This window comes from Serratia sp. AR11 (genome assembly GCF_056376275.1).
This window is the reverse complement of the sequence record NZ_CM150739.1, coordinates 3,271,593-3,284,892: the sequence shown is the minus strand read 5'-3', so window position 1 is coordinate 3,284,892 and position 13,300 is coordinate 3,271,593. Positions and strand designations below refer to the sequence as shown.

General features: G+C 59.6%; 7 protein-coding genes. All 7 read left to right on the top strand.

What is annotated here, in order from left to right; all coding sequences use genetic code 11:
- Window positions 1–108: 108 nt before the first annotated feature.
- Window positions 109–1,683 carry an ABC transporter substrate-binding protein gene (locus tag ACSOSI_RS15465; RefSeq protein WP_476705730.1) on the top strand — a complete coding sequence of 525 codons (1,575 nt, stop codon included), beginning with the start codon at window positions 109–111 and terminating at the stop codon, window positions 1,681–1,683.
- Between the two features lie 57 nt (window positions 1,684–1,740).
- Window positions 1,741–3,021 carry a nitrate- and nitrite sensing domain-containing protein gene (locus ACSOSI_RS15460; protein ID WP_476705729.1) on the top strand — a complete coding sequence of 427 codons (1,281 nt, stop codon included), beginning with the start codon at window positions 1,741–1,743 and terminating at the stop codon, window positions 3,019–3,021.
- A 504-nt stretch (window positions 3,022–3,525) separates the two neighbouring features.
- On the top strand, window positions 3,526–4,785 hold the full coding sequence (locus tag ACSOSI_RS15455; RefSeq protein WP_476705728.1) for a CmpA/NrtA family ABC transporter substrate-binding protein: 1,260 nt from the start codon (window positions 3,526–3,528) through the stop codon (window positions 4,783–4,785).
- A gap of 8 nt (window positions 4,786–4,793) precedes the next feature.
- Window positions 4,794–5,690: a nitrate ABC transporter permease gene (ntrB, locus tag ACSOSI_RS15450; RefSeq protein WP_261423442.1), complete on the top strand. Its 897-nt coding sequence runs from the start codon at window positions 4,794–4,796 to the stop codon at window positions 5,688–5,690.
- A 9-nt stretch (window positions 5,691–5,699) separates the two neighbouring features.
- A complete protein-coding gene (locus ACSOSI_RS15445; RefSeq protein WP_012145630.1) occupies window positions 5,700–6,488 on the top strand; it encodes an ABC transporter ATP-binding protein in 789 nt (262 codons plus the stop codon).
- A 10-nt stretch (window positions 6,489–6,498) separates the two neighbouring features.
- Complete coding sequence (gene nirB / locus ACSOSI_RS15440; RefSeq protein WP_476705727.1) at window positions 6,499–10,644, top strand: nitrite reductase large subunit NirB; 4,146 nt, start codon at window positions 6,499–6,501, stop codon at window positions 10,642–10,644.
- Window positions 10,641–13,292: a nitrate reductase gene (locus tag ACSOSI_RS15435; protein WP_476705726.1), complete on the top strand. Its 2,652-nt coding sequence runs from the start codon at window positions 10,641–10,643 to the stop codon at window positions 13,290–13,292. Before nirB ends, ACSOSI_RS15435 begins: the two co-directional genes overlap by 4 nt.
- Window positions 13,293–13,300 lie beyond the last annotated feature (8 nt).

Sequence of the window (13,300 nt, the reverse complement as noted above, 5' to 3'; positions counted from 1 at the left end):
ATAGACATCTGCGTAATAAATAAAGCAATTTATAGTCGTTCTTCATCTAAGCCACTGCCCCTACACTCGAAAAATAACGCATCCGCGTAATTCTGGAGAGTGCATCTAATGAAACGGTTAATCCCCACCTTATTGTTCAGCGCCCTGGCGGCGAGCTTTGGCGCACAGGCGGCTACCCCGAAAGACCAGCTAGTAGTGGTCAGTTCGCTGGAAGGCATCATCAGCCTGGATCCGGCGGAAAGTTTCGAAACCGTCAGCTCGGCCAACCTGGTCAATCTGTATCAGCGGTTGCTCACGCCGGACCGTACCACGCCGGAAAAACTGGCGCCGGAGTTGGCCAGCGGTTGGCAGGCGGGGGCAGACGGTCGCAGCCTGATTTTTACCCTGAAGGCAAACCAGCGCTTTGCTTCCGGTAATCCGGTGCGGCCGGAGGATGTGATCTTCTCCCTGGTAAGAGCGGTGAAACTGAACAAGGCGCCGTCGTTCATTCTCGGCGAATTTGGCTGGACGCCGGAAAACGTCGAGAGTCAGTTGAAGAAGCTGGGCGATAACCAGGTGCAGTTAAGCTGGTCGGCCAGTATCGGTAGTGGGCTGGCGCTGCGGCTGTTGACCGCGCCGGTTGCCTCGATCGTCGATGAGAAACTGTTGAGTGAGCACAGCCAACAGGGAGATTTCGGCAACGCCTGGCTGCGTTCCAATTCCGCCGGTGCAGGGCCTTATCGCGTCAGTAACTATGTGCCGCATGAGGCACTGTTATTCAGTCGGAACGACTACGCTCAACCGCAGGCGAAGATAAAAACGGTGCTGCTGAAGAACGTCAGCGATGCCGGAACCCGGCGCCTGTTGCTGCTGAAAGGAGACGCCGACGTGGCTTACGACCTGGGTGCCGATCAGTTCAATTCGTTGCGTAAAGAGCCGGGGGTCAGGATAGAGCAGCAGGACTCGTCCAAAGTCTATTATCTCGGCTTCAACACTGGCAGCAAACAGACGCCGGCGTTGAGCAACCCAGCCCTGTGGCAGGCGGCGCGCTGGCTGGTGGACTATCAATCCATTGCCGACAACCTGTTGAAGGGGCAGTACCGTGTTCACCAGGCGTTTCTGCCGCTGGGGCTGGATGGCGCGATCGACGACCAACCGTTCAAGCTCGACGTAGCCAGGGCCAAACAGATTTTGCATGACGCCGGGATTGCCGAAGGTACGCGCATTGATCTGATCGTCATCAACCAGCCGCCGTATACCGATATTGCCCAGGTACTGCAGGCCAGCTTTGCCAAGGCCGGTTTGCAACTGGATATCCATCCGGTGGTGGAAAGCGATCTGTGGGGCAAGATGCGCAGTCGTGATTTCCAGGCCATTTTCACCTATTGGGGTGCCGACTATCTGGATCCGAACACTAACGCCAGCGCCTTTGCCTATAACGTGCCTAACGGGCCGAAAACCCTGGCATGGCGTACCCAGTGGAACATCCCGGCGCTGAGTGCGGAAACCCGCGCAGCGGCGGCGGAAGGTGACGGGGCAAAACGCGCCGCGCACTACGCCAGCTTGCAGCGTGAATTACAGACCAGCTCACCTTACGTGGTGGCATTGCAGGGGCAAACGCTGGTGGCGCTGCGCGACAACGTTAAAAACGCCAAAGTGGATATCGCCAACAGCATGCTGTATCTCGATCGCGTGAGTAAGTAACCCACCACGGCACGGCTTTTGCAGGATCGGTTTATTTAGCGAATCGGGGATCCTGTCATGAGCCGCAATCACGTTTTCCCACCCAGCGCCGGCGACTTTTTGCTGGCCTCCAGGCGCTGTGAAATCACCGTATTGCAGCAACTGTTGCAAATGGGGCAGTTGGTCGGCCGGGTCAGCCAGTTGATCCACGTGCTCCAACGGGAACGCGGTACCGTCAATATTTACCTGTGTTCACAGGGAGCATTGTTCGGTGAACGCTTGGCCGGAAGGGCGCAGGAAGTGGAACAGGCTGAACTGGCGGTGCAGCGCCAGTTGATGCAGTTGGATGACAACACCGCCCCCCTGGCCAGCGCCAGCCGTCTTTTCAGCCGCATTGCCTGCGCATTGCATAATCTTGCCGGCCTGCCCGCGTTGCGCTGCCAGGTGCAGCAACGTCAAATTTTGCAGCCTGCCGCCATGGGCATCTTTAATGAAGTTATTCATAGCCTGCTGGCGCTGGTGTTCGAAGCGGCGGATGCCTGCGCGGAACCCACCACGGCACGTGCGTTGATCGCCATGTTCAGCTTTATGCAGGGCAAGGAGCTGGCTGGGCAGGAACGGGCGATCGGCGCGGCCGGTTTTGCCTCCATGCATTTCGATGAGTCGGCGCACCAGCAGCTACTGGTGCTTATTGAAGGGCAAGAGCGCTGTTTTGCCACCTTCGGCGAGTTTGCCGATGAGCCTTCGCTGGCCCAGTGGCGGCGAATGCAGCAACAGGATGACCGCGAGTTTGAGCGCCTGCGCCGTATTGCCTGCACCCAATGGCAACTGAGTAACAAAGCCGACACCAGTCTGCGCTGGTTTGAGATCACCAGTGCGCGTATCGATCTGATGAAACAGATTGAGGATCGGCTGGAGGAGGCGCTGATGGTCAGTTGCCGCCACAATCTGACCCAGGCCCGGCACGCAATGGCGGAGGACTGCGCAATTTACGCGCCACAGCCGATGCGAGAAAGTTACGCGGTTTTCGTGGCTGCGCCTTTGGGGGATGCATCGCCGCTGGTGGGGGATGGTATCCACCCGCGCCTGGGACGCTCGATGCTGGAATTGATTCAGCAGCAGTCACAACGTCTGCATGCGCTGTCGGAGGAACTGGCCACGGCGCGTGCGACCTTGAGTGAACGCAAGCAGATAGAACGCGCCAAAGCGCTGCTGATCCAGCATCGCGGATTGACCGAGGCGGCGGCCCATCGGCTGTTGCTAAAGATGGCGATGAACCAGAACCAACGGCTGATTGATATCGCCAATGCCATGCTGGCGGTGGCGGATATTCTGCCGCCAGTGGCGGATACTCCCTAAGGGGTATATGCACACAGTCGGTGCAGTTACTGCCTTGCGATCGTGCAAATACCCGTCGCCTTTCAAGTTGCAGCGTTGTTACCTGCACTCAGTTATGTGGCCCGTCCATGGGCCACACCCCTTTGGGGCCGCTGCTGGCAGCGTTCAAATCTGCTCCCGGCAGATTTGTCACCCCAGTTACTTAACTTTTGTAAGCGCCTGGGGATGAGCAAGCTGGGCGCCTAGCCGTGCTGTACAGGGATGTACAAATGCCGCGAGCGCATGGACGCGCTAGAGCGGCCAACTTGAAATTCATAGGGTATAAATTACATAACTATAAATTGGGGTATGTAAAATGACAGATCTGGCACGCAAGCTGCATTACTAAAACGTAGCCCGGCCAATGGCGGTCGGGTTGCCAACAAGATTATGGATAAAGGCGTCCTTTCAGCATGTTCACCCCAACGGTGGAATGTGCTGATGGGACGCCTTTTTTATTTTATTGCCTGATTGAAGGAATTGCCGATGACGCACACCAAACCCTCCGGACTTAGCCTGACGCGCCGCCGTTTTTTGGCCGGTAGTGCGGCGTTGGGCGGCAGCATGATGTTGCCCGGCCTGATGAACGCCGCCTGGGCGGCAGGCTCTGACGCCCCGGAGAAAAAAGAGATCCGCGTGGGCTTTATTCCACTTACCGATTGCGCTTCGGTGGTGATGGCGGCGGTGAAACAGTTCGATCAGAAGTACGGCATCAAAATTATCCCCAGCAAGGAGGCCAGTTGGGCGGCAGTACGCGACAAACTTTTGTCCGGTGAACTGGATGCGGCGCACGTACTGTACGGCATGGTGTATGGCCTGCAGCTTGGCGTCGCCGGGCCGCAGCAGGATATGGCGGTGTTGATGACGCTCAACAACAACGGTCAGGCGATTACGCTCTCCAACCAGTTAAAGCAGGTCGGTGTCACCGATGCTGCGAGCTTGAAAAAAACCGTCGATGCCAGCGCCAAAGGCACCTATACCTTCGCCCAAACCTTCCCGACCGGCACCCACGCCATGTGGCTGTATTACTGGCTGGCTAACGCCGGAATTCACCCGTTTGACGACGTGCGCAATGTGGTGGTGCCGCCGCCACAGATGGTGATGAACATGAAAATCGGCAACATGAGCGGCTTTTGCGTGGGTGAGCCGTGGAACCAACGTGCAATTGCGGAAGACATTGGTTTTACCGCCGTGACCAGCCAGGAGATTTGGCCCGATCACCCGGAAAAGGTGCTGGGTACCACCGGTAACTGGGTGACGACCAACCCCAATAGCGCCCGTGCGCTGACCGCTGCGGTACTGGACGCCGCACGCTGGATCGACAGTTCGGACGCCAATCGACAGGAAACCGCTCAGGTGGTGGCGGGGCGCGCCTATATCAACACCAGGCCGGAAATCATTACCGGCCGCATGCTCGGTCAATACCAAAACGGTCTGGGTAAGTCGTGGCAGGACTCACATGCGATGCGTTTTTTCCACGATGGCGAGGTGAGCTACCCCTACCTGTCCGACGGCATGTGGTTCCTGACCCAGCATCGCCGCTGGGGCTTGTTGAATGCCGAACCGGACTATCTGGCCGTCGCGAAGAAAATCAACCGTATCGAAATCTATAAGCAGGCGGCCAGCGCGGTGGGTGGAGTGAACCTGCCCGGCAGCGATATGCGTACCAGCACGCTGTTAGACGGCAAGCGCTGGGACGGCAGCAATCCGGCGGAATACGCCAACAGTTTCACTTTAAAGCGTTGAGGTCACCAATGAAAAATCTTGCTGAACGGATCGAGATTCCTGCGTCATCGCGGGCAGAAGTCAGTGCGGAAATCGTGCCGCTAAAGCGCCCGGTAATGCCATTGCCGCAGCGCAAAGCCCGCTGGGGTTTGCTGTTACAGCAGAGTTTCCGCCGTGGCGTGCCCGCCGCGTTGGGATTGGTGCTGACCCTGGTGGTGTGGCAGGTTGCGGCGCTTAACAGCAAGGGTTTCCCTACGCCATGGGCCACCTGGCAGGCGGCACTGGTGCTGTTTGCCGACCCATTTTATTCCGCCGGGCCGAACGATCAGGGCATTGGCTGGAACGTACTGGCCTCGCTGCAGCGTGTGGCGACCGGTTTTGGGCTGGCGGCGCTGGTCGGTATTCCGGCCGGTTTTCTGCTGGGGCGCTTTGCGTTTTTGGCCAACATGCTCAACCCGATCATTTCACTGCTGCGCCCGGTCAGTCCGCTGGCCTGGTTGCCGATTGGTCTGCTGCTGTTCCAGCGGGCGGAGCCTGCTTCAACCTGGACCATTTTCATCTGTTCCATCTGGCCGATGATCCTCAACACCGCCGAGGGTGTCACGCGTATTCCGCAGGATTACCTCAACGTGGCGCGGGTGCTCAAGCTGTCGGAGTGGACGGTAATGCGCAAAATCCTGTTCCCGGCGGTGCTGCCTTATGTGCTGACCGGTGTTCGCCTGTCGATTGGCATCGCCTGGCTGGTGATTGTGGCGGCGGAAATGCTGACCGGCGGCGTTGGCATCGGTTTTTGGATCTGGAATGAGTGGAACAACCTCAACGTCGAAAACATCATTATTGCCATCATCGTGATCGGTGTGGTCGGGCTGCTGCTCGAACAGGGACTGATGTTACTGGCAAAACGTTTTAGTTATCCGAACCGCTAGGAGTACGCCATGAAACCGATTATTCAGGTCCAGAACGTCAGCCAGCGTTTTGCCACCCCGCAGGGGGAGTTTATTGCGCTGGATCGGGTGAGTTTTGATATTCAGGCCGGGGAAACCCTCAGCCTGATCGGCCACTCCGGCTGCGGTAAATCAACGCTGCTGAATTTGATCGCCGGGCTGACCTTGCCCAGCGACGGCGTGTTGCTGTGTGACAACCGGCAAATCACCGGGCCTGGCCCGGAGCGCGGGGTGGTGTTCCAGAACCATTCACTGCTGCCGTGGCTGACGACCTACGAGAATGTGGCGCTGGCGGTGCATCAGGTGTTTCGCCATGAGATGACGCGCAGCGAAATGCGCGACTGGATTGAACACAACCTGGCGCTGGTGCATATGAGCCATGCGCTGGACAAACGGCCGCATGAAATCTCCGGTGGTATGAAGCAGCGCGTTGGCATAGCTCGCGCACTGGCGATGAAACCCAAAGTGCTGTTGATGGATGAACCCTTTGGCGCACTGGATGCGTTAACTCGTGCACATCTGCAAGACGCGGTGATGGAAATTCAGCAGCGGCTGCACACCACCATAGTGCTGATTACCCACGACGTCGACGAAGCGGTGCTGCTGTCTGACCGGGTGTTAATGATGACCAACGGCCCGTCGGCCACCGTCGGCGAAATCCTGCCGGTGGCGCTGCCACGCCCGCGTTCACGAGTCGCGCTGGCGGATGACCCGCAATATCACCATTACCGTCGGCAGGTGCTGAAATTCCTTTACGAGAAGCACGCGAAAGCGGCATGAGAGCCGGACGATGGATAAACCCAGACTGGTGGTGATTGGTAACGGCATGGCCGGTATGCGGCTGGTGGAAACCCTGTGTCGGCTGGCGCCAGAGCGTTATGCCATCACGGTGATTGGCGAAGAGCCGCGCGGCAACTACAACCGCATTCTGCTGTCGCCGGTGTTGGCAGGGGATAAGGCCTTCAGCGACACCCTGCTGCATGACTATGACTGGTATCGGCAGCAGGGAGTGCAACTGCTGCCCGGGGAACCGGCGCTGGCGGTGGATCGGCAGCAAAAGTGGGTGAGTACTGCCCGGCATCGGTTGCCTTATGACCTGCTGGTGTTGGCTACCGGTTCGCGCCCCTTGCTGCCACCGCTGCCGGGTGGGGCATTGAACGGCATTTATGGCTTCCGCACTCTGGATGATGTTGAAGCGATGATCGCTCGCTGTCGTCCAGGCCGACCGGCGCTGGTGATGGGCGGCGGCGTCTTGGGGATTGAGGCGGCGGCGGCACTGGCGCAGCGCGGCATGAGCGTCACCGTGGTGCACCGGGGCGAGCACCTGATGGAACGTCAGTTGGATGCCCGTGCGGGGCGGATGCTGCAACATAACCTGTTGCAGCGCGGAATCGAATGCCGGCTGAACTGCGAAGTCAGCCGGTTTCAGGGAAGCGAGCGGGTCAGTTCGGCCAGCCTGAGTAACGGCGAGATAGTGGCCTGCGAACTGGTGGTGATCGCCGTCGGGGTGCAGCCGGAAATTAGCCTGGCGCACTCCGCCGGACTGGCCTGCCGGCGCGGCATCGTGATTGACGACCAGATGCAAACGGCAGATCCGGCGGTGTTCGCCATCGGCGAATGTGCTCAGTTTGGCGAGACCACTTTGGGCCTGGTGGCCCCCTGCTGGCAGCAGGCTGAACTGTTGGCGCGACGGCTGAGTGGGGAACTGGTGGCGGGCTACCGGCCAACGCCGTTACATACCCGCCTGAAGGTCAGCGGCGTCGAGGTGTTCAGTGCCGGTGAGATGGCCACAGACGGGCTCACCGAGGTCCATCACGCCGAAGACCCGCAGGCACAGCATTACCGCCGCCTGCTGGTGCGCGACGGAAAATTACAGGGCGTGGTGTTGTATGGCGACGCTCAGGACAGCCCTTTTTATCTGCAGCAGCTTGGCCTGCCGGTGCAACACCCGGACGACTTGCTGTTTGGCAGCAGCGAACCCGTGACGCCTGCGGCGTCTGACGAGAGGATATCTGATATGCACAAGCCCGTTTTGGTGGTTGCCGGTCACGGCATGGTCGGTCATCACTTCCTGGAACAACTGGTTACGCGCGAGCTGCATTTGCAGTACCACATTGTGGTGTTTGGCGAAGAGCCGGTGGCGGCTTACGACCGGGTACACCTGTCCGAGTTTTTCTCCGGCCGCAGTGCGGACTCGCTGTCGATGGTCGAGGCGGGGTTTTTCGAGCGTAGTGGCATAGAACTGCGGTTGGGGCAGGAGGTGTGCGCTATCGACAGACAACGCAAATGCGTGATTGATGCCGAGGGCCGTGAGACGGCCTACGACCAGTTGGTGCTGGCGACCGGCTCTTATCCGTTTGTACCGCCGATCCCCGGCAACGATCGCCCTGGCTGCCTGGTTTACCGCACGCTCGACGATCTGGCCGCGATCGCAGACTGCGCCAAAACCGCGCGCGTCGGGGTGGTGGTCGGTGGCGGCTTGCTGGGACTGGAGGCTGCCAATGCGTTGCGTCAGCTTGGGCTGAACACCCATGTCGTGGAGTTTGCGCCGCGCCTGATGGGGGTACAGTTGGATGACGGTGGCGAGACCATGTTGCGCAGTAAAATTGAGGCATTGGGCGTCAGTGTGCATACCGGCAAGCAAACTCAGGCGATTATTGAAGGTTCGTTACACCGTCACTGCATGAGTTTTGCCGATGGGGAGCAGTTAGAGGCTGATTTAATTCTGTTTTCCGCCGGTATCCGTCCTCGTGATCAGCTTGCCCGAGCTGCCGAACTGGAGGTGGGGGCACGCGGCGGTATTGTGATTGATAGCCAGTGCCGCACCAGCGACGAGGCAATTTATGCCATCGGTGAATGTGCCTTGTGGAACGGGCAAATTTTCGGCCTGGTGGCACCGGGCTACCAAATGGCGCGTATCCTGGCCGATCGGCTGGCCGGAGGCGAAAACGTGTTCTGTGGCGCGGACATGAGCACCAAACTGAAACTGTTGGGCGTGGAAGTGGCGTCGATCGGTGATGCCCATGCTCACACCCCCGGCAGCCAGAGCTACACCTGGGTCGACGGCCCGCAGCAAGTGTATAAAAAAGTGGTGATTGACGCGGATGGCAAGCGATTGCTGGGGGCGGTGCTGGTGGGCGACAGTGCTGAATACAGCACGCTGCAACAGATGATGCTTAACTGTCTGCCGTTACCCACCACCCCGGAAAGCCTGATTTTACCCGCAACGGCGGGGGCTGCGCCGAAAGCGCTGGGCGTTTCCGCCTTGCCAGCCACGGCGCAGATCTGTTCTTGCCATAACGTCAGCAAGGGCGATATCAGTGACGCGGTGGAGCAGGGTTGCGGTGATTTGGCGGCGGTAAAAGCCTGCACCAAAGCGGGCTCCGGCTGTGGCGGCTGTTCGGCGCTGGTAAAACAGCTGATGGAGCACGAATTGCAGCAGCGCGGCGTGGTGGTGAAGAAAGACATTTGCGAGCATTTCGCCCATTCACGCCAGGAGCTGTATCACCTGGTCCGCGTTGGCAACATCCGCACCTTTGACGAGTTGCTGGCCCGACATGGTCATGGGTATGGCTGTGAGGTTTGCAAACCGCTGGCGGGGTCGATTCTGGCTTCGTGCTGGAACGAATATCTGCTAAAGCCGCAGCATCTGCCGTTGCAGGATACCAACGATCGCTTTTTTGCCAATATCCAGAAAGATGGCACTTATTCGGTGGTACCGCGGGTACCTGCCGGGGAAATTACTCCGCAAGGATTGATCGCCATCGGCCAAATCGCTCTGCGCTATCAGCTCTACACCAAGATTACCGGCGGCCAGCGGGTTGACCTGTTCGGCGCCCGGCTGGAGCAATTGCCGGAGATTTGGCAGCAGCTGGTCGACGCCGGATTTGAAACCGGGCATGCCTACGGCAAGTCACTGCGCACGGTGAAATCTTGCGTCGGCTCCAGTTGGTGCCGCTATGGCGTGCAGGATTCCACCGCGCTGGCTATCGAGCTGGAGCATCGCTACAAGGGGTTGCGGTCGCCGCATAAAATCAAGATGGCGGTTTCCGGCTGCACGCGAGAGTGTGCGGAGGCGCAGAGTAAAGACGTCGGGGTCATTGCCACCGAGAAAGGCTGGAACCTGTACCTGTGCGGCAACGGCGGCATGAAACCGCGCCATGCCGATTTATTTGCCAGCGATCTTGATACCGCCACGCTGATCCGCACGGTCGACCGTTTCCTGATGTTCTACATTCGTACCGCCGATCGCCTGCAGCGCACCAGCACCTGGATGGACAACCTGGAAGGCGGGCTGGACTACCTGCGTGGCGTGGTTTTGCAGGACAGCCTGGGGATCGGTAGCGAATTGGATGCCGAAATGGAAACTGTGGTCAGCCATTACCAATGTGAATGGCAAACCACGCTCGCCAGCCCGGATCGCCTCAAGCTGTTCCGTCCGTTTGTGAACAGCGAACAGCCGGATGAGGCCATAGTCTGGCAGGCGGAGCGCGGACAACGTCGCCCGGCGGCAGGAGTGGAACGCGGGCAGGTGATTGAGGTGCAACCGGCAGTGGCCGCCCGGGAACAGTGGCTGGATGTCTGTGCGCTGGCGGAAATCCCGGTCAACGCCGGCATTGCCGCCCGGCTGGGGCAGCGGCAGATTGCGCTATTCCATCTGGCGGACAAGGGCGTTTATGCGTTGGCCAATCAGGAACCGGACAGTGACGCCAACGTGCTGGCACGCGGGCTGTTGGGGGACGTAGCCGGTGAGCCGGTGGTGATTTCTCCGCTATACAAACAGCGTTTTCGTTTGAGTGACGGTATCTGTGCAGATAATGCCGGGCGTGCCGTCACCGCCTGGCCGGTCCGGGTAGAAGCAGGCCGTGTGTGGGTATGCAGTACGCCGCTGTCGATACAGGCCAAACTGCCAGAAACGGCGGAAGTGACGTCATGAGCGCGGTACATTGCACCACCTGTCCCTACTGTGGCGTGGGCTGCGGGGTCGCCATTGAACAGCACAGCAACGGTGAACTGACGGTCGGCGGCGACGTTACGCATCCGGCCAATCAGGGACGGCTGTGTGTCAAAGGCAGCGCGCTGGGCGAGACGCTGAGCCTGACGGGCCGCCTGTTACAGCCGCAGGTCGATGGCCTGCCGGTTAGCTGGGATCAGGCGCTTGAGCAGGTGGCACAGCGTTTTAGCCAGATTATTGAGCAATATGGCCCGCAGGCGGTGGCGTTTTATGCTTCCGGTCAGCTGCTGACCGAAGATTATTACGTGGCAAACAAACTGATGAAGGGATTTATTGGTGCGGCCAATATCGACACCAACTCCCGGCTGTGCATGGCGTCGGCGGTAGTCGGTTACAAGCGGGCATTCGGCGGGGATGTGGTGCCTTGTTGTTATGAAGATATCGAACAGGCGGATCTGGTGATATTGACCGGTTCCAACACCGCCTGGGCGCATCCGGTGGTCTACCAACGGTTGGTGAAGGCCCGTAAGTTGCGCCCGCAAATGCGGGTGGTGGTGATTGACCCGCGTGAGACGGCGACCTGCGATATTGCCGACTTGCATTTGCCGCTGCGGCCCGGCAGCGATGCGGCTTTGTTTACCGGAGGGCTGCACTGGCTGGCTGAACAGCAGGCTCTGGATACCGCCTTTTTGCAACGGCATGCCAGCGGCACAGAGGCTACGCTGGCAGCGGCGGCGGATTGGACACCACGGCGGGTGGCCGATTTTTGCGAACTGCCACTGAGTGCCGTGCTGGCGTTTTTCCACCTGCTGACCGCGTCCCACAACTGGGTCACGCTCTATTCGATGGGCATTAACCAGTCTGCCAGTGGCGCGGATAAATGCAATGCGATTATCAATCTGCACCTGGCGGGAGGGCGCATTGGCCGCGCTGGCAGCGGCCCGTTTTCGATCACCGGTCAACCCAATGCCATGGGCGGACGGGAAGTCGGTGGATTAGCCAATCAGCTGGCGGCGCATATGACGTTCAACCCCGAGGACACCGATCGGGTACAACGTTTTTGGCAGTCGCCACGCATCGCCCAACAACCGGGGCTGAATGCGGTGGATTTATTTCAGGCGATCGCCGCTGGGCAGGTAAAGGCGGTGTGGATTATGGGCACCAACCCAGTGGTTTCCCTGCCGGATGCCGATGCAGTCAGGCAGGCGCTAAAAAATTGCCCGCTGGTGGTGGTGTCCGAAGTGATGGCGATGACCGATACCGCCGAACTGGCACATATCCGCCTGCCGGCATTGGCCTGGGGAGAAAAGGAGGGCAGCGTGACCAATTCCGAACGCTGTATTTCACGCCAGCGTGCATTTTTGCCGGCGCCGGGGCAAGCCCGTGCCGACTGGTGGATCCTTAGCCAGGTTGCGCAGCGTATGGGGTATGGTACGGCCTTTGGCTATCAACATCCTTCGGAGATATTCAGTGAGCACGCGGCGCTGTCAGGATTTGAAAATAACGGCACGCGCGCGTTCGATATCAGTCAACTGGCGGGATGGGATCTACAGCAATGGTTGCAGATGGCACCGGTACAGTGGCCGGTCAATGCACGGCATCCTGTGGGTTGTCGACGAATGTTTGACGACGGGCGTTTTTTCCATGCCGATGGCAAGGCGCGACTGCTGCCGGTGACGCCACGCTTGCCGCAGAATGCGCTATCACCCAGTTATCCACTGGTGCTGAACACCGGTCGCATCCGCGATCAGTGGCACACCATGACGCGCACCGGCAAGGCCGCGCGGCTGATGGGCCATTTGAGCGAACCCTTCTGCGAAATACACCCGCAGGATGCGGTCGAACTGGGAATTGCCGATAGCAGTCTGGTTCGCCTGAGCTCGCCCCACGGCTGGATGCTGGCGCGTGCACAGTACCATCCTGGGCAGCGGCGCGGTAGCCTGTTTGCGCCGATGCACTGGAACGGTCAATTCACCGCGCAGGGTCGGGTCGACAGCCTGATCCCGCCGATAGTGGATGCCGACTCCGGCCAGCCGGAAAGCAAGCATGCGCCAGTGCGGGTCAGCCATTGGCCCACGAGCTGGCAGGCGGAAATTTTTATTCGTGCCGAGGTTGCCGCCCCCAAGGGTATCTACTGGAGCCGGGTCGCGCAGGAGGGTTTGACTCACTACATTATGGCCGGGCAGCGGCCGGTTGAAGACTGGCAAGCCTGGTTACGACGGCATTTCTCGCTGGAGGGCATGACGCTGCAAACGGCACAGTTGGCCCAGTGCGGTCTGCACCTGATTGGCTGGCGGCAGGGCGAGGTGCAATTGGCGTTTTATGTTCGCCAGCAGGCCCCGCAGCTGGATCGCCCGGCGATCCTCCGTGCCTTTGAACAGGCTCCCACCGCAGGGGCTGAACGGCTGGCACTGCTGGCGGGGCGTGGTGCGTCAGGCCAGTCAGCGGCTGGTGCCACGATTTGTAGCTGTTTCGGCGTGGGCGAGAATCGCGTCATTGCGGCCATCCAGGCAGGTTGCCACAGCACAGAGGCATTGGGTGCCCGTCTGCAATGCGGCACCAACTGTGGCTCCTGCCTGCCGGAGCTAAAAAAACTGATTCAACAGCATACATCCCAACGGGTGGCCTAGCGGAGGTA